At 73.4% G+C, this 18,064-nt stretch carries 9 protein-coding genes; 7 read left to right on the forward strand and 2 right to left on the reverse strand.

Going from position 1 to position 18,064, the window contains the following annotated elements; translation table 11 throughout:
* Positions 1-378: 378 nt before the first annotated feature.
* The 6 genes from ACGFIZ_RS12885 to ACGFIZ_RS12910 all read left to right on the forward strand — a co-directional run bounded on the left by ACGFIZ_RS12885 (position 379) and on the right by ACGFIZ_RS12910 (position 15,299).
* On the forward strand, positions 379-8,085 hold the full coding sequence (locus tag ACGFIZ_RS12885) for an SDR family NAD(P)-dependent oxidoreductase (protein ID WP_393418749.1): 7,707 nt from the start codon (positions 379-381) through the stop codon (positions 8,083-8,085).
* Positions 8,082-12,749: a beta-ketoacyl synthase N-terminal-like domain-containing protein gene (locus tag ACGFIZ_RS12890; protein ID WP_393418751.1), complete on the forward strand. Its 4,668-nt coding sequence runs from the start codon at positions 8,082-8,084 to the stop codon at positions 12,747-12,749. The genes ACGFIZ_RS12885 and ACGFIZ_RS12890 overlap by 4 nt, the downstream gene beginning before the upstream one ends.
* Positions 12,750-12,773: 24 nt before the next feature.
* Positions 12,774-13,112: an acyl carrier protein gene (locus ACGFIZ_RS12895; RefSeq protein WP_393418753.1), complete on the forward strand. Its 339-nt coding sequence runs from the start codon at positions 12,774-12,776 to the stop codon at positions 13,110-13,112.
* Positions 13,109-13,981: an alpha/beta fold hydrolase gene (locus ACGFIZ_RS12900; protein WP_393418755.1), complete on the forward strand. Its 873-nt coding sequence runs from the start codon at positions 13,109-13,111 to the stop codon at positions 13,979-13,981. Before ACGFIZ_RS12895 ends, ACGFIZ_RS12900 begins: the two co-directional genes overlap by 4 nt.
* Before the next feature lie 25 nt (positions 13,982-14,006).
* A complete protein-coding gene (locus ACGFIZ_RS12905) occupies positions 14,007-14,996 on the forward strand; it encodes a sulfotransferase domain-containing protein (RefSeq protein ID WP_393418757.1) in 990 nt (329 codons plus the stop codon).
* A 69-nt stretch (positions 14,997-15,065) separates the two neighbouring features.
* Positions 15,066-15,299 (forward strand): hypothetical protein, encoded by a 234-nt coding sequence (locus tag ACGFIZ_RS12910; RefSeq protein ID WP_393418759.1) that lies wholly within the window; start codon positions 15,066-15,068, stop codon positions 15,297-15,299.
* On the opposite strand, the gene ACGFIZ_RS12915 is transcribed toward ACGFIZ_RS12910, so the two are convergent.
* Both ACGFIZ_RS12915 and ACGFIZ_RS12920 read right to left on the reverse strand, forming a co-directional pair.
* Positions 15,283-16,032 (reverse strand): hypothetical protein, encoded by a 750-nt coding sequence (locus tag ACGFIZ_RS12915; RefSeq protein ID WP_393418761.1) that lies wholly within the window; start codon positions 16,030-16,032, stop codon positions 15,283-15,285. The genes ACGFIZ_RS12910 and ACGFIZ_RS12915 overlap by 17 nt on opposite strands.
* Before the next feature lie 167 nt (positions 16,033-16,199).
* Positions 16,200-17,453, reverse strand: a complete 1,254-nt coding sequence (locus ACGFIZ_RS12920) for a cytochrome P450 (protein WP_393418763.1) — start codon at positions 17,451-17,453, stop codon at positions 16,200-16,202.
* Between the two features lie 80 nt (positions 17,454-17,533).
* On the opposite strand from ACGFIZ_RS12920, the gene ACGFIZ_RS12925 reads away from it, so the two are divergent.
* Positions 17,534-17,812 (forward strand): hypothetical protein, encoded by a 279-nt coding sequence (locus ACGFIZ_RS12925; protein ID WP_393418765.1) that lies wholly within the window; start codon positions 17,534-17,536, stop codon positions 17,810-17,812.
* Positions 17,813-18,064: the final 252 nt, after the last annotated feature.

An 18,064-nucleotide genomic window follows, 5' to 3' on the forward strand; every position in this document is an offset into this window, starting at 1 on the left:
AACCGGTTCTATCAGACAAATCGGGCTTAGTCGGTCAAAAGGTCAAATACCTACACTTCTCGGGCGAGTGAGTCCTGCGGTGACGCGAGGGCCCGCCGGCCATCAGGGGTGGCAAAAGGTGAGGTAACTCCGCATACCCCGACGGTGACGCGGTCGTGACGGGGCGCGGCGAACATCGCTGAGGTGACACCCAGACGACGGGCGCGACGCACCGTTAACTCGGTCGTGCGGATCCGTAGCGCTGCCATGCGGGGCTGATCAGCCCAGGAACCCGGCGCGCCTGACCCAATCGACGGGAGTTCGATGAGTACCGCACCCGCCAGTCGCAATTTGGTGATCGTAATCAATCCCTGTGGTGCGGTTGAGCCCAGTCCGCGGATGGTGGCGGCCGCCGGTGCAGGCGGTGGGCTCGGCGTGTTCGACCTGGCCCGGGGCGACCGCCCGACGCTGCGGGCGCTGGAGCGGGCGGCGGCGAGCTCGGCGGGGCCGATCGGGGTGCGGGTGCCCGCGGGCTGTGCCGCGACGGCGGCCGACGTGGCGCGCGCCGCGCAGGACCGGGTGAGTCTCCTCGTGCTGCCGGCGGACGGATCGTGGCCGCTGCGGGAGGCGGCGGAGCGCCATCGGGTGCTGGTGGAGGTGACAAGCGGCACGGAGGCGCGTACGGCGGCGGCGAGCGGCGCGTACGGGTTGATCGCGCGCGGTTCGGAGGCGGGCGGACGGGTCGGTGAGCTGAGCTCGTTCGTCCTGTTGCAGCAGTTGCTGGCTGACGAGGCACTGGACCTGCCGGTGTGGGTGGCCGGCGGGATCGGGCCGCGGACGGCGGCCGCGTGTGTGGTGGGTGGCGCGGCCGGGGTGGTGTTGGACAGCCAGTTGGCGCTGATGCCGGAGTCGGACCTGCCGGAGGACGTGCGGGCCGTGATCGGGCGGATGGACGGCTCGGAGACGGTGCTGCGTGACGGCGTGCGGGGGGTGCGCCGCGACGGCCGGCCGGACGGCGCCGGTGAGTTGCTGCCGGTCGGTGAGGACGGCTGGTTGGCCGCGGTGTTCCGGCAGCGTTGGCGGGGGACGGCTGACGCGGTGCGCGGCATCCGCGCGGGGATCGCGGATGCCGTCGGGGACGCCGCGGCGGGTGGGTCGCTGGCGCCGGGCGCGCCGCTGGCGCGGGCGTTGGGCGTGCGGATCCCGGTGGCGCAGGGGCCGATGACGCGGGTCAGCGACGTGGCGGGGTTCGCGGCGGCGGTAGCCGGTGACGGCGCGTTGCCGTTCATCGCGCTCGCTCTCGCCGGCGGCGAACAGTCCCGGCGGATGCTGCGGGAGGCCGTGCAGGCCCTGGGCGGGAGCCCCTGGGGGGTGGGCATCCTCGGCTTCGCCCCCGAAGAGGTGCGGGCGGCGCAGCTCGCGGCGGTGCGCGAGGCCCGGCCGCCGGTGGTGATCATCGCGGGGGGCCGGCCTGCGCAGGCCAAGGCCCTGGAAGCCGACGGCATCAACGTGTTCCTGCACGTGCCGTCGCCGGGGTTGCTGCGCCAGTTCCTGCGCGCCGGGGCGCGGCGGTTCGTGTTCGAGGGCGCCGAGTGTGGTGGGCACGTGGGGCCGCGGACGAGCTTTTCGTTGTGGGAGGCGCAGGCACTGGCGTTGGAGGAGTTCCTCGACGGCGCGCCGCCCGGGACCGACGGCCGTAGTTCCGCCTCCGCGCCGCCCGGGACCGGCGGCCGTAGTTCCGCCTCCGCGCCGCCAGGCGGCGCTCCGGACGGATCGAAGGCCGCCGCGCAGGTGCAGGTGCTCTTCGCCGGTGGCATCCACGACGCGCGCTCGGCCGCGATGGTGGCGGCGTTGGCGGGGCCGCTGGCCCGGCGCGGTGTGCAGGTGGGCGTGCTGATGGGCACCGCGTACCTGTTCACCCGGGAAGCGGTCGAGTGTGGGGCGATCCAGCCGCTGTTCCAGCGTCAGGCGATCGCGGCGACGGGTACGGCGGTGCTGGAGACCGCACCCGGACACGTGACGCGCTGCCTGCACAGCCCGTACGTCGACGACTTCCACCGGGTCCGGCACGAGTTGCTCGCGGCAGGGGTGGCCGGCCGGCGGGTGTGGGAGTCGCTGGAGGTGCTCAACGTCGGCCGGCTGCGGATCGCCAGCAAGGGCAGACGGCGCGAGGGAGGCGAACTGGTCGCGGTGGACGAGGCGGGCCAGCACGCCGAGGGCCTGTTCATGGCGGGCCAGGTCGCCGTGCTGCGCGACGCGCGGACCACCGTGGCCGCCCTGCACGCCGGAGTGACCACGGGCGCCCAGCGCTTCCACGCCGAGCGCGTCGCGGCGCTGGCGGCGACGCTCGGGCCGGGCGGCGAGGCGGCCGAACGGGCGCCGGTGCCGCCGCTGGACGTCGCCATCGTGGGTATGGCCTGCGTCTTCCCGGAGTCGCCGGATCTGGCCAGCTTCTGGCAGACGATCCTCAGTGGCCGCGACGCGGTCACCGAGGTGCCCGCCGGGCGGTGGCCGGTGGACACCTACTACGCGTCCGAGGTGGAGCCGCGACAGGCGGGCCGGCTCAGCGTGTCGAAGTGGGGCGGGTTCATCGCGCCGATCCCGTTCGACGCGATCGGGTACGGCATTCCACCGGCGGCGTTGGCCAGCATCGACCCGACCCAGCTGCTGGCCCTGGAGGTCGCACGCCGGGCCCTCCTCGACGCCGGGTGCGCGTCGGGCGTCGACCATTCCCGTACCGGGGTGGTGTTCGGCGCCGAGGTGGGTAGTGACATGGCGCACGCGCAGAACCTGCGCATGATGCTGCCCACCTACCTGGGGGAGGTGCCGGCGGAGCTGGAGGACCAGCTGCCCACGGTCACCGAGGACTCGTTCCCCGGCGTGCTGGCCAACGTGATCACCGGGCGGGTGGCGAACCGACTGGACCTGGGGGGACCCAACTTCACCGTCGACGCGGCGTGCGCCTCGTCGCTGGCGGCCCTGGACGCGGCGTGCAAGGAGTTGGCCGCGGGCACCAGCGACCTGATGATCTGTGGCGGCGCCGACCTGCACAACGGCATCAACGACTATCTGATGTTCAGCTCGGCGCACGCGCTGTCGCCCACCGGCCGGTCGCGCGCGTTCGACAGCACCGGCGACGGCATCGCCCTCGGCGAGGGCGTCGCGTGTGTCGTGCTCAAGCGGCTCGCCGAGGCCGAGCGCGACGGCGACCGGATCTACGCGGTCATCAAGGGGGTCGGCAGCTCCAGCGACGGGCGGGCCCTCGGCCTGACCGCGCCGCGCGCCGAGGGGCAGCGCCGGGCGCTCGACCGGGCGTACGCGCGTAGCGGGATCTCCCCGCGGCAGGTCGGGCTGATCGAGGCGCACGGTACCGGCACCATCGTCGGGGACCGTACCGAGTTGGAGACCCTGACGCGGCTGTTCGTCGAGTCGGGTGCGCAGCCGGGCAGCTGTGCGCTCGGCTCGGTCAAGTCGCAGATCGGCCACACGAAGTGCGCGGCCGGACTCGCGGGTCTGATCAAGACGGCGCTCGCGCTGTACACCGGGGTCAGACCCCCGACCATCAATCTGACCCGGCCCAACCCGGTGTGGGATCCGCGGCGCAGCCCGTTCGTCTTCTACACGAAGGCCCGCCCGTGGAGCGCCCCGGCCGGTGAGCGGATCGCCGGGCTCAGCGCGTTCGGCTTCGGCGGCACCAACTACCATGTGGTGCTCGCCGCGCACGCACACACGCCCGAGCCGCGCCACGCCCGCCAGGAATGGTCGGCGGAGTTGTTCTGCTTCCGCGGCCCCGACCGCTCCGCGGCACACCGGGCCATGCGGCAGGTGGCCGCCGCGCTGCAGGCCACCGACGCGTACGGCCGGCCGTGGCGACTACGCGACCTGGCCGCCACGGCGGCGGCGCAGGCCGACCTGCGCTCCGGCCCGGTCCAGGTCGCGATCGTGGCCCGCGGGACCGCCGAACTCGATCTGCTGCTGCGCCGCGCGCTCGCCGGCGAGCACGACCCCGGACAGGGACTGATCCAGCCGCCGGAGCAGCCCACGGGTTCCGGCGCCGCCGGCGGGAAGGTGGCGTTCCTGTTCCCCGGGCAGGGCAGCCAGTACCCCGGCGCGTTGGCCGAGCTGTTCGTCACCTTCCCCGACCTGCGCCAGTATCTCGAGCTCGGCGAGGAATGCGCGGACGTGCTGTTCCCACCGGCCGCGTTCGATCCCACCACGGAGCGCGCCCAGCAGCAGCGCAGCACCCGGATGGCCCAGCCGGTGCTCGGCATCGGCGGACTGGCCGTGGACCACCTGCTACGCCGGCTCAACATCCGTCCCGACGTCGCCGCCGGGCACAGCTACGGCGAACTCGTCGCGCTGTGCGCCGCCGGCTCCTACGACCCGTCGACCCTGCTGCGGCTCAGCCGGCAACGCGCCGATGCGATCTTCGGCGCCACCGGTGACGATCCGGGCACCATGGCGGCGGTCGGCTCCACCGCCGAACGCCTCGTCCAGGTGCTGGCAGGTGCCGGTCTCGCCGACCAGGTCGTCCTGGCCAACCGGAACGCCCCCACCGAGCAGGTGATCTCCGGCCCCACTCCGGCGGTGCAGGCGGCGGTCACCGCGCTGAAGGCCGCCGGCCTGACGGCACGCCGACTCAACGTCGCCTGCGCCTTCCACAGCCCGCTCGTCGCCGCCGCCGTGGACCGCTTCGCGCAGGCGCTCGCCGTCCAACCGGTCACACCGCCGGACATCCCGGTCTGGTCCAACCGCACCGCCGCCGCCTACCCCGCCGCCGCCGACGGGGTACGGCACGAACTCGCCGCCCAGATCGGCGCCCCCGTGCGCTTCGTCGAACAGATCGAAGCCATGTACGCCGCCGGCGCCCGCACCTTCGTCGAGGCCGGCCCCGGGCAGGTGCTCACCCGGCTCGTCCAGGCCGTCCTCGCCGACCGGCCACACCTCGCCATCGCCTGCGACCGGCGTACCGGCGAAGGGCTCCGTGACTTCCTCATCGCCGTGGCGCAGCTGGCGTGCGCCGGTGTGCCCGTACAGACCGGCTGGCTGTGGCATGGCCGCGACACCGTCGAGGCCACTGCGGCCGCGGCCGGCAGCCGCCCCTTCTGGACGGTGGACGGGCAACTTGTCCGTGACCGCGACGGTAACCGCCTCCCCGGCGGCATGACGCCCCCACGACGCATCAAGGAGTTGTCCATGACCGGAACAACCGAACGCACCGCCAACGGTCGTGCTCATCGCAACGGGCGGGAAACCCCCGACGAGCTGCTCGCGGAGTTCCTCCGGACCAACCGGGAGATGATCGCCTCCCAGCGCGACGTCATGCTCGCCTACCTGGGCAACGGCACCAGCGATGGACCCCTCGCCCGGCCGCCGGAGACGCACCGCCCAGCGAGCTCGCCGGTCGACACGGCCGGCACCGCCGCGGGTCCACCGGCGCCGGGGTCGCCGGTGCCAGCCATGGCGGCCCCTTTCGGCCCTGATTACGCGGCCCCTTTCGGCCATGATTACGCGGCCGCGCCGCCAGGCGTCGCGGCGGGCGGGACGAAGACCGCCGTACCCGTCTCGCCGGCGCCGGCGCCGACCGGTCCGCGGGTGCCGGGCCAGCCGGCCACGGTCAACCCACCGATACCCGTCGCGCCGACACCGGTCACGGCGACACCGGTCGCGCCGACACCGGTCACGGCGCCGGCGGTCACGGCGCCGGCGGTCCCGCCACCCGACACCGGCGGTGCGCCGGTCGCCGCGCAGGCCGCCACAGTCGTGGCGGAGCCGCCGGGTATCGACCTCCGGAGCGCGGTGCTGGCGGTGCTCAGCGAGCGGACCGGTTACCCGGTCGACCTGATCGATCTCGATCTGGATCTGGAGGCCGATCTCAGCATTGATTCGATCAAGCGGACGGAGGTCGCCGGTGAGGTGGTCGCCCGGCTCGGGTTGTCGGCCGAGGGCGACGAGTCGGAGCTGGAGGAGCTGATCAAGGCCCGGACCGTGCGTGCGATGCTCGACCTGCTCACCACCCGGGTCAGCGATGCGGTCACCTCCCCGGTGGCGGGTGACGCCGACGCTGCCCCCTCGGCAGCCGCCGGCGCCACCTCCGCCGTTTCAACCGCGCCGGCGGATGGTGCCGCGTCCCCCTTCCAGCCGCCAGCCGGCGGGCCCGTCGGCGCGGTCGGCGCACCGGCACCGCCCGCGGCCGCGATACCGGCCGGCACGGACCTTCCGGCCGTGGTGCTGGCGGTGCTCAGCGAGCGGACCGGCTACCCGGTCGACCTGATCGATCTCGATCTGGATCTGGAGGCCGATCTCAGTATCGATTCGATCAAGCGGACGGAGGTGGCCGGTGAGGTGATCGCCCGGCTCGGGTTGTCGGCCGAGGGCGACGAATCGGAGCTGGAGGAGCTGATCAAGGCCCGGACCGTGCGCGGGATGCTCGACCTGCTCACCACCCGGGTGAACGGCGCCGTGGCCGCGAGGGTCCCGGCATCGCCCCCGGGCGCACCCGTCGGGCCGGCACCGGCCGCGACGCTGCCCACGATCCCGGCACAGCCGCGGACGGCGCCGCCCGCGGCGACCCCCACGGGACACCAGGACCAGGAGCCGCGGGCGGCGCCGGCAGCGGGCGGCGCGGCGCCGGCGGGTGGGGACGGGCGGCTGGGCGTCGCGCCGACTCGGATGCTCCCCACGTTGGTTCCGGTCCCGGCAGCGCCGACGCGACCGGCGACGGTGCTCGCGGGTGCCACGTTCGCGGTCACCGGCTCCGGTGCCGTGGCCGGTCAGGTGGTCGAGTTGCTGCGCCGGCACGGGGCGACCGTACGCACCGGCACGGCAGCCGAGCCCGGAGCCGGCGACGGCGTGGACGGACTGGTCCTGCTCGACGGGTTGGCCGGTGGCCAGGCGCCGCTGCTGCCCGGCGCGTTCGGGTTGGTCAAACGGGCCCTGGCGGGCGGGCCGCGCTGGGTGTTCGCGGTCGCCGCCCCGAGCGCCGGCGCGGACGGGCTGGGCGGCCTGTTCCGCACCATCGCTCGGGAGTACCCGTCGACCACGGCGCGGCTGGTCCTCGTCGACCGCACGGAACCCGCGCAGGGACTCGCCCAGCAGATCGTCGACGAGTTGCTCCTCGAGAGCGACGCGACGGTGGTGCACCGCGGCGACGGCGGGCGGCGCGCGTACGACCTGGTGCCGGCGGGTCTCGGGGCGCTGGCGGCCGGCGGCGCCGGCCCGGCCGGCGACGGCGTGGCAGAGGCCCGGGCGATCGGCCTGGACCGCGACTCGGTGGTCGTGCTGGTCGGCGGCGCGCGGGGCATCACCTCCTGGTTCGCACGTGCTCTCGCGACGGCTGCCGGGTGCCGCATCGAGCTGGTCGGCCGTACCCCGCTGCCGCAGGGTCCGCCGGACCCGGTGTTGGCTGCGGCCACCGACGCGGTGGCGCTGCGGGCGGCGCTCGCCGGCCAGGGCATCGGCTCCCCGGCGACGATCGCCCGCACGGCTCAGGAGATCCTGGCCGGCCGGGAGGTCGAGGCCACCGTGCGGGAGCTGGGCGAGCGGGGAGCCCGGGTGCGCTACCACAACCTCGACGTACGTGACGCGCAGGCGACCAGGCAGCTGATCACCGCGATCCACGGCGAGTACGGCCGCATCGACGGGCTGGTGTACGCCGCCGGGGTGATCGAGGACAAGCTGATCGCCGACAAGGATCCGCAGTCGTTCACCCGGGTCTTCGACACCAAGGTGACGGGTGCTCAGGCGGTGCTGGGCGCGCTGGAGGGCCTGCGCTACCCGCCGAGGTTCGTGGTGCTGTACGGCAGCATCGCGGCGACGTACGGCAGCCGCGGCCAGAGCGACTACGCGGCGGCCAACGACGCCCTGGAGGCGATCGGCGCCCGCTGGAGGGCCCGCACCGGCAACCGCTGCCTGACCGTCCACTGGGGACCATGGGCGCCGGTGGAGGGCCACGGCGGCATGGTCACCGCGGAGCTGAGCCGGGCGTACGCCCGACGCGGCATCCGTCTGATCGACCCCGAGGACGGCGCGCTGAGCCTGCTGGGCGAGCTGGCCTGGGGTGATCCTGCGGACACCGCCGTCGTCTACGCCGCGTCGGGCTGGTGATCGGATTGCACGGCGACCAGATCGCGATCGTGGGGATGGCCGCGCTGCTGCCCGGCGCGGGTGACCTCGACAGTTACTGGCGCAACCTGGTCAAGGGGTTCGACGCGATCACCCAGGTGCCGCCGCACCGGTGGGATCCGGAGTTCTACGACCCGGCGCAGGCGCACCGGCCGGACCGGGTGTACTGCCGCCGCGGCGGCTTCGTCGACGACTTCGCCACCTTCGACCCGCTGAGGTTCGGCATCATGCCGGCGTCCGTCGCGGACATTGAGCCGGACCAGCTCATCGCGCTGCAGGTGGCCGCCGCGGCCATCGACGACGCCGGTGGCGGCGACCGGCTGCCCGCCGGTGACCGCGTCGGCGTGATCCTCGGTCGGGGTGGCAGCATCAGCCCCGCCGCGGCCCGGTACGCCCTGCGGGTGCGGATGTCCAGCCAGACGATCCACCTGCTCCGGGAGCTGATCCCGGACCTGCCGGAGAGCCGGTTGGAGGCCGTGCGGCAGAGGTTCGACGAGCGGCTCGGCGAGCACCGGCCGGAGGGGACGATCGGGCTGGTGCCGAACCTGGTCGCCTCCCGGGTGGCCAACCGGCTCGACCTGCGCGGTCCGGCGTACACGGTGGACGCCGCCTGCGCGTCGTCGCTGGTCGCGGTGGACCAGGCGATCACCGAGCTGACCAGCGGCCGGCTCGACGCGGTCCTCGCGGGGGGCGTGCACCACGTGCACGACATCGGTTTCTGGTCGATCTTCAGCCAGCTCGGCGCGCTGTCCCGGCGGGGCGAGATCCGGCCGTTCGACAGCGCGGCGGACGGGCTGCTCATCGGCGAGGGCACCGGAATCGTCGTACTCAAGCGGATGACCGACGCGCGGCGCGACGGCGACCGGATCTACGCGGTGATCCGCGGCAGCGGAGGGTCCAGCGACGGGCGCGCCGCGAGCATGGTCAACCCGGCCAGCGCCGGGCAGGTGCTGGCCGTCCGGCGGGCCTGGGCGGCGGCGGGACTGGACCCGACCGCCCCGGACGCGCTCGGCCTGCTGGAGGCACACGGCACCGCGACGCCGACGGGCGACGCCGTCGAGCTCGCCACCGTGGCCGAGGTGTTCGGCCCGCACCGGGGCGGGGTACGACCGGTGATCGGCTCGGTGAAGTCGATGATCGGTCACACCATGCCGGCGGCCGGCAGCGCAGCCCTGATCAAGGCCGCCCTGGCCGTGTACCGCGGCGTGCTGCTGCCGACGCTGCACTGCGACACTCCGCGGCCGGAGCTGGAGCGTACCCGGTTCGCGCCGATCAGCGGCGCCCACCCGTGGGAGAGTGACGGACCCCGCCGCGCCGCCGTCAACGCCTTCGGCTTCGGCGGCATCAACGCCCACATCATCCTGGAGGAGGCGCCGGACGCCTTCGCGTCCCGTCGGGGCGGCACGGGCACGACCGGGCCGGCGCCGCGCGCCGTGCCGGCGCCCGCGGCGACGGCGGCCGGCCAAGCCACGGCGGCCGTCGAACAGCCCGACGAGGTGCTGTGGTTGGCCGCCCCCGACCCGGCCGCACTGGCCCGCCTGCTCGACACCGACGACCACGCCGCACGCGCCCTCGGCGCCGCCCGGGCCCGCGGGGCGGGTCCCGCCGGCGCCCGTGGTCCGGCGGACGAGCGCTGCCGGCTCGGTGTCGTCGCCCCCGACACCAGACGCCTCGCCACCGCCCGACGCGCCGTCGCCAAGGGACAGCCCTGGCGCGGCGCCCGCGACATCTGGTTCAGCCCCACCCCGATGCTCGCCGACGGCTCCCGAGGCCAGCTCGCCTTCGTGTTTCCCGGGATCGAGGCGGAGTTCAGCCCGCGCACCGCGGACGTCGCGGCGCACTTCGGCCTGCCCGACCAGCAATGGTCCGCCGACGACCTCGGCCGGCACGCCGCCGGCGTGATCGAACTCGGCAAGCTGCTCAACGACGCCCTGCACCGCATCGGGATCACCCCGCACGCGGTCGCCGGGTACAGCATCGGCGAGTGGACCGCCGCGGCCACCACCGGGCTGATCAGCCCAGCGTCCATGGACGGGTTCCTCGCCACGTTCGACTCGGCGTCGGTGGAGACGCCCGGCCGCGCGTTCGCCGTTGTCGGCGGGGCCGCGCAACAGGTCACCCCACGGCTCGCCCGCTACCCGGGGGTGGTCCTCTCCCACGACAACGCGCCCGCCCAGTGCATCGTCAACGGGCCCGAGAACGAGATCGACGGCCTCGTCGAAGCACTACGCGGCGACGGCATCCTGTGCCAGAAGCTGCCGTTCCGCGCCGCCTTCCACACGCCGGTGTTCGCGACCGGGCTGGAGTCCATCGGCGCGGCCCTGCCCAGCTGGCAGGTCCAACCCGCCCGGGTGCCCGTCTGGTCGACCACCCTCAAGGCGCCGTTCCCCACCGAGCCGGACCGCGTGCTGGAGGTCTCCGCCCGGCACATGCTCGAACCGGTCTGGTTCCGGCAGACCGTCGCGGCCATGTACGACGCCGGCATCCGGGTCTTCCTGCAGGTCGGCGCCGGGCAGCTCGCCTCGGTCATCGCCGACAACCTGCGCGGCCGCGACCACCTCGCGATGCCGGTCAACGTCGCGCATCGCGGCGGGCTGAACCAACTGCGCCGGGTCGCCACGGCGCTGTGGGTCGAGGGCGCCGCACCGGACCTGCACGCCCTCGACACGACGTCCACGGGTCGTGCCCGGGCCGCGGCGCCCGCCACCGACCAACCCGCCCGCCGTGGCCCGGTCATGCGGCTCGACCTCGGCGGCGCGCTGGTCCGCTTCGGCGAGGGAGCCGACAAGCTGCTCGGCGTCTCCGTGTCCCCGCCGCAGGCCGCCGAGGCCCCGCAGGCCGCCGAGGCCCCGCAGGCCGCCGAGGCCCCGCAGGCGGCGGTGCCCGCGCAGGTGGCGGTGCCCGCGCAGGTGGCGGTGCCCGCGCAGGCCCCTGTCGGCGCGTCGAGCTCGCCGGCTGTGGCGACGCTGCACAGTCTCACCGGGCACTCCAGCGCCGCCGCGGAACTCGCCTCGCTGTTGACCGACCCACCGAACGGCGCGGTCGGCGGCGGTGGCGGCGGGAACCCGTCGCCGATGCCACCGCCGCACGCCCACCGTACGGTCCTGCGGGTCGCCCTCGACACGATGCCGTACCTGCGCGACCACTGCTTCTTCGTGCAACCCGACGACTGGCCCGACCCGGAGGACCGCTGGCCCGTGGTGCCGGGCACCACCGCCGTACAACACATGATGGACGCCGCCCAGCAGGCGACCCCCGGCATGCGGGTCGTCGGCGTGCGCGGCGCCCGGTTCAACCTCTGGTGCATCGCCGCGCCGCCGCAGGACGTCGAGATCACGGTCAAGCCCGCCGGTCCCGGCCAACTCGCGGTGACCTTCGGCAGCTACGCCCGTTCGACGATCGAGGTGGCACCGGCCTACCCGGTCGACCGTCCGGCGGTCTGGCAGCACGACCCCGCCACGGAACAGCCGCCGCGGATCAGCGCCGAGGAGATGTACGCCGAACGGTTCGTGTTCCACGGCCCCCTGTTCCGCGGCGTGACCAAGGTGCACGCCGTCGGCGACAGGCACATCCGCGGCGTCCTGGCCGCCCCGTCCCCGCCCGGTGGGCTGCTCGACAGCACGTTCCAACTGGTGGCCAACTGGATCGTCACGACGCAGCCGTACTCGGCGCTGCCGGTGGGGATCGGGCACGCACGGTTCTTCGGGCCGCCGCCGGCTCCCGGTACGACGTTCGAGTGCATCGCCCGCGCGCGGTCGACCGACGACGCGCAGCACGTCTTCGACATCCAGCTCGTCCTCGACGGCCGGGTGTGGGCGCAGCTCGAGGGCTGCGTCGAGCGGCGGTTCAAGAGCCACCCCACCGTGCCGGAGGAACGTTTCCCGGAGCGCCACTCGATGTCGCTGCGGCAGCCGGAGGGCTGGGCCATGGCCTTCGACTGCTGGCCGGACCTGGTCACCCGCGGCATGACCGCGCGCGGCATCCTCGGCAACAGGGGCTACATCGACTACGAGCGGCAGCCGCCCAAGGCGCGCAAGCAGTGGCTGCTCGGCCGGATCGCGGCCAAGGACGCCGTCCGCTTCCAGCTGTGGGAGGGCGGCCACACCGATGTCTACCCGATCGAGCTGACCGTCACGAACGACCCGAACGGCCGCCCCCGGGTGCGCCCACGCCCCGGCCGCGGCTTCCGTGACTGGGACGTCTCACTCGCCCGCGTCGCCGAGGTCGGGGTTGCGATCGCCGTGGCCCGCGAGCCTGACGCGCCGCCCGGCGCCCCCGGCGTCGGCATCGACGTCGCCGAGATCACGGAGCCGCCGGAGAGCGCGGTCGCGTCCGCACTGTCGGAACCAGAGCGACGGATGCTCAACTCGGTGACGGCCGGCGACGGCGACCGGTGCCTGTGGTTCGCCCGCTTCCGGGTCGCCAAGGAGGCCACCGCCAAGGCGGAGGGCATCGGACCGGCCAGCGACCCGCGACGGTTCAGGGTGGTGGCCGCCACCTCGGCCGCCCTGACCGTCGAGGTCGGCGACCGTGTCTACCAGGTTGCACATCGAGAGGTGTCCAATCCCGAGGGTCTGCCCCCGAGGCGGTACGTCGTCGGCTGGACGTGGGGACCGGAGCCCGCCCACCGGACCAGCCGCCCGTAGCGCGAGCACGAGAGGGAACATCACATGTCTGTGGACCAGGCCAGGATCCTCGCCGAAGTAGCCGAGATGTTGCACGCGATCCGCGACGACGCCGGCGTCGACGGTGAGATCACCATGGCGACCAGGTTTCAGGACGACCTGGAGATGGAGAGCATCGACGTCATCTCCCTCGCCGGCCGCCTGCAGGTCCGGTACGGCAACGCGGTGAACTTCGCGCAGTTCGTCGCCGGCCTCGACCTGGACTCCGTCCGGGAACTGCGGGTCGGTCAACTCGTCGAGTACATCGCCACCGCGCTCGGCGGGACGGAGGCCGGCACCGGCAGCGCGGACGCCGGCCTCGGCAGGGCCGGCCTGTCGGCATGAGCGTCGTGCGGGCCAACGGGCTCTCCGTCCACATGGAGCAGCTCGTGCCACCCGGGGCCGGGTCCGGGGCGGCCTCCGGCCCGACCGCCGTGTTGATCCACGGCCTGGCCGGCGACAACCTGGCGAGCTGGTATCTCAGCCTGGCCCACCCGCTCGCCGCCGCCGGCTTCCGCGTGATCATGTACGACCTGCGTGGGCATGGAAACAGCGAGCGCCCGCCGGAGGGCTACACGCTGGACGACTTCGTCGACGACCTGGCGGCGCTGCTGGCCGCGCTCGACGTGACCGGCCCGGTCCACCTGCTCGGCAACTCCTTCGGCGGTACGGTCGCGGTCGGCTACGCGGCACGCCACCCTGAGCGGGTCGCCGCCATCGTCGCCGTCGAGTCCTCCCCGCCCACGGCGGCATGGTTCGAGCGGGTGGCCAGGCGGCTCGACGCCGCCGCCGAGCACCTGCCGCACGACCATGTGCTCGCCAGGATCAGCGCCGAACGCGGGGAGCGCGCCAGCCGCCGGGCCAGGGTGGCTCGCGAGGTGCTCGCCGCCACGAGCCTCGCACGCGACCTGCCGGCCAGCCGGCTACCGGCCGAGGAGCGGATCGCCGCGATCCGGTGCCCGACGCTGTGGCTGTACGGCGGATGCTCAGCCGTGGTCGATCTGGCCCCCGAGGTACGGCGGCTCCTACCGGACGCGCGGATCGTCACCGTGCCCGGCCAGAGGCACTCCATCCTCATCGACCAGCCGGCCACCGTCCGCGACATCGTTCTGTCCTGGCTGCGCCGGGACAGCGGCGTCCACCCCGGCCCCGGGGAGGCCGCAGCCGCGCGTGACGGGCGGGACCAGCCACCTTCACCCGCTGCTTCGCATTGATTCCGCATCACTCAGGAGGCTGTCGATGGATTCACCGAACCCCGGCCAGGCGATCATCATCAGCACCGGTCGGTGTGGGTCGACGCTGCTGTCCGACCTGATCGCCGAGCAGCCCGACACGCTGTCGGTCCAGGAGTTCTTCGTGCCGGTGGGGTCCTGGATCGACGACGAGGAGAGGCTCAGCGGCGCCGAGTACTGGTCGAGGTTGAGCAGACCCGGCCCGGAACTCACCACCCTCTTCCGGATCGGACTCGCGCCGCCCGAGGTGCGCTACCCGGAGGACGGCCGGTGGGCCGGCAACCTCGGGGAACTGCCGCGACTCCTGGCGACCACGCTGCCGAAGATCTCGTCCGACCCCGACGACCTGTACGACACGCTGGCCGAGCTGGTGCCCGGGTTTCCGGCCCAGCCGGCGGCGCGGCACCATCAGATGTTCCTGGAGCTACTGACCTCGCTCACCGGCCGGCGGCGCTGGGTGGAGCGCTCCGGGGGCTCCAGTCATATCGCCCCGTCCCTGCTGAGGACCTTTCCCGCCGCGAAGATCGTCTATCTGAGCCGCAACTGGGTGGACACCGCCGAGTCGATGAGGCGCCACTCCTACTTCCAGCTTCTGGAGCTCCGCATGGACTCGTTCCGCCGGTACGGGCTCGACCCGTTCCAGGTCGCCGCCGGCGAGCCGGTGTCGGAGGAGATGGAGCGCTGCCTGCCCGGCCGGCTGACGGCCCGGACGCTGCGCGATCGCAGCCGGGAGGTCGGGCGTTACCTGGCCCTGTGCGCGTTCCTCGCCAGCGAGGCCGAGCAGGCCATCGCCGACGCCGGGCCGCGGGAGGTGCTGACGATGACGTACGAGGACCTCGTCGACGACCCGGTGACGCAGCTCGGTCGGCTGGGCCGGTTCCTGGGCTTCGACGAGTGGGCGCAGTGGGCGCACCGGGTTGCCGGGTCGGTGCAGACTCGCCCCCGTGGGCAACGAGGCGGCGGCTCTCGGAGGGCGGCCTGCGCCGGGAAGTCGTGACAGCGCCTGAGCCGTCCTTGCCAGACTGCTTATCGACATGCTTAGATGCATCGTCGCTGGTGGGAGGAAATGTTGTCCACGCGTGGTAGCCGCATCCTGCGCGCCGTCGTCGCCGTGCTGACCACGGTTCTCACCACCGCGGCGGTCAGCGCCGCCAGCGCCACCGTGGCCTCGGCCGCCGTCAACACATCCCCCAGTTTCCTGGTCGTCTACAACAACAACATCGAGAACTGGCTGCCCGAATCCTGCGCCGACGGCAAGATCTGGGATCGGCTGGTCACCTACATCAGGGCCGGCCGCTGAGCCCGGACATCTTCACCGTGCAGCAGGTCTCGAACCAGGCGCAGCTCGACGTGCTCGTACCGCGCTCGGCATCGAGGACGGTGCGGCTCACCGCGAGCGGCTCGCCCGGCCGGACGAAGAAGCCGCCGTTGACGGCGGCGAGTGCCCCCGTACGCCGCGCGAGCGAGCTGGTCGTCTCCCGACCCGGCACGATCTGCGTGGCCAACTCCGAGCCGAGGCGTCCCCGGAACTGGCGCGGGTCGACGACCAGTACGTCGACCGACCATGGGCCGGTCGTCGGGTGGCCGTCCTCACCCGTGAACTGGACGCTGCCGCGTACCCCCTTCGTCTGGAGGCCGGCCGCGATCGCCTGCGCCCCCTGCTGGTCCGGGGAACGCCCCACCCGGACCATCCACCCGAGTGGGCGGTCGTCCACACCGGTCGGCGACGGCCCGGCGGTGGGGTCCCGCCGCGGTTCGTAGCCGGCCGCTCGGACCTGCTGCTCCAGCGAGGCAGCCGCGGCTTCCGTGGTCGCCACACCGATGGTGACGGTCCAGAAGTCCTCGGCGGAGGCCGTCCCCCGCTCGATCGCGATGTGGGTGACGCCGTCGGCGAGCTGGCGGACGGTGCGGGTCTCGGCCAGGGTCGCCGGACCGAGCGGCAGCCCACCGGGCGCGTCCGCGAGCGGCAGGCCGTCGGGGCGGCCCGGTGCGGCCGCGGCCAGTTGGGAGACGGCGAGACAGACAGCCGTCACCCCGCCCGCCAGGCCGAATCGTACGTGTTGCGGCGCATGGTCATCCTTTCGGTTCCAGGAGAGCTGGCCAGAGCCTGGCCAGCGATGACGACGCGGAGCTGAACGGCGGATGTGGCGGAATCCAGGGTTCAGTGTCCTGCGAGGGATCCCGGTCCGCGGCGGCCGCGCTACACGTCCCAGGCGACCTCCACCCGCCTGAAGCCGCGGGCGAAGAAGATGACGTCCCGCTCGGTGGCGTCCGGGCCGGCCAGCCGCAGGTTGGGCAGCCGGTCGAGCAGCCGGGGCAGGGCGATCCGCAGTTCCAGGCGCGCCAGCGGTGCGCCGACGCAGGCGTGAATCCCCTTGCCGAAGGCGAGATGGCGGTTCGCGCTGTCCCGGGTGACGTCGAAGGCGTCGGCGTCGTCGAAGACGGCGTCCCGGTTGGCCGAGCCGAAGTGCACCATCAGCCGGGCGCCGACGGGGAGGCGGACCCCACCCAGCTCGGTCTCCGCGGTGACCGTCCGGAACAGGCCCTGCGCGGGGCTTTCGTACCGCAGGATCTCCTCGACCATGGTGTCGACCAGCGTGGGATCGCGGCGGACCTTGTCGAGCTGATCGGGGTGGTTCAGCAGGGCGACGAGCCCGTTGCCGATGGCCCGGGTGACCGTCACGTGCCCGGCGATGACCAGGTTCATGGGTACCCGCATCATCTCGACCATGGTCAGCTCGTCACCGCTCGCGGCGAGCAGGCCGGACATCAGGTCGTCGGTCGGGCGCGCGGCACGCTCCTCCAACGCCGCCATGAAGTACCGCTGCATCGCCACCACGTCCCGGGCGTACCCGACCCGCCGCTCGACCGGGTCGGTCGGCTGCAACAGCCGGAGCCAGTTGTAGCTCCAGCGGTGCAGCATCGGGATGTCCTCGCGCGGTACGCCGAGGATGTCGCCGATGGCCACCAGCGGCAGCGGCCAGCCGAATTTCTCGATCACGTCGGCGCGGCCGTCGGCGACGAACGAGTCGATCAGTTCGTCGGTGGCCGCGCGTAGTCGCGGCTCGAGGTCGGCCACCCGTTTCGGGGTGAAGACCCTGCTCACCGGGGCGCGGAGGCGACGGTGGACCGGCTCGTCGCTCTCGGTAAGCGTCGGGCGCAGCGGCCAGCCCTCCTGCATCACGGCCAGGACCTCGGGCGGTGGCGGCTTGACGGTGGCCTGCACCGCGTTCGCCGACGAGTACGTCCGGTGGTCGCGGAGGACCTCCAGCACGTCGTCGTACCGCGTGACGATCCACATCTCGTGTTCGGCGGAGTAGAAGACCGGCTGCTCCGCCCGCAGCCTCGTGTAGAGGGGGTACGGGTCACGAAGCTGCTCGGGTGCGAGAGGATCGAACCGCAGCGGGCAAACGGCCGGCTGTTCGGCGGTGGTCACTGGCTGCTCCCAGTTCATGCAGAAAATCTCGGGCATACACCTCAAGGCGCCCGAGCATTCTCGACGAGCGGTGCACCCACTGTCTACTTTGGGCGACGGTGCCGATGGAGGACGGCTGGGACGACATGCCGCCGGAGTTGCGGCCTGAGCTGATCAGGCAGTGCGGCAGGGTTCCGCTGGACCGGTCAGTGTCGGACGAAACCGCCGAGGCCCGCGAATCACCCACCGCGTGGCTCGTCGTCGTGCTCGCCGCGCATCACGCACTCACCGCGAACCCCATCCGCCTGACGCGCCTCGATCACCTCGACCTGACCGGCCGGCGATACAGATCGGCGACCAGGCCCGATTCATCGACGACCTCACTCTCGCCGCATTGACCGACTACCTGGCCTACCGGCAGACGCGCTGGCCGCACACTTGACTTCAGCGCGGTGCCCACGTCGTGACCACGGTCTGCGGCGTGGGTAGTCGGCCGTCGAGACGCATCAACGGTGACCCGCGCCAGCGACGTCGGCGAGCCCGACGCGGCAGCCGTCGCGCTCGACCTGCCCGCGAGGGACCGATTCGCTCGGGCCCTGGCGGACATCCCGCTGTCGACCCGTCCCGGCGGGCACACCGGCCCGGACACC

This window comes from Micromonospora sp. NPDC048830 (assembly GCF_043198215.1).
Taxonomy (GTDB): Bacteria; Actinomycetota; Actinomycetes; order Mycobacteriales; family Micromonosporaceae; genus Micromonospora.

Excerpts from the sequence above, each read along its gene's own strand:
- ACGFIZ_RS12885 (WP_393418749.1), top strand. The coding sequence starts at position 379 with ATGGTGGCGGCCGCCGGTGCAGGCGGTGGGCTCGGCGTGTTCGACCTG.
- ACGFIZ_RS12895 (WP_393418753.1), top strand. The coding sequence starts at position 12,774 with ATGTCTGTGGACCAGGCCAGGATCCTCGCCGAAGTAGCCGAGATGTTG.
- ACGFIZ_RS12900 (WP_393418755.1), top strand. The coding sequence starts at position 13,109 with ATGAGCGTCGTGCGGGCCAACGGGCTCTCCGTCCACATGGAGCAGCTC.
- ACGFIZ_RS12905 (WP_393418757.1), top strand. The coding sequence starts at position 14,007 with ATGGATTCACCGAACCCCGGCCAGGCGATCATCATCAGCACCGGTCGG.
- ACGFIZ_RS12910 (WP_393418759.1), top strand. The coding sequence starts at position 15,066 with ATGTTGTCCACGCGTGGTAGCCGCATCCTGCGCGCCGTCGTCGCCGTG.
- ACGFIZ_RS12920 (WP_393418763.1), bottom strand. The coding sequence starts at position 17,453 with ATGAACTGGGAGCAGCCAGTGACCACCGCCGAACAGCCGGCCGTTTGC.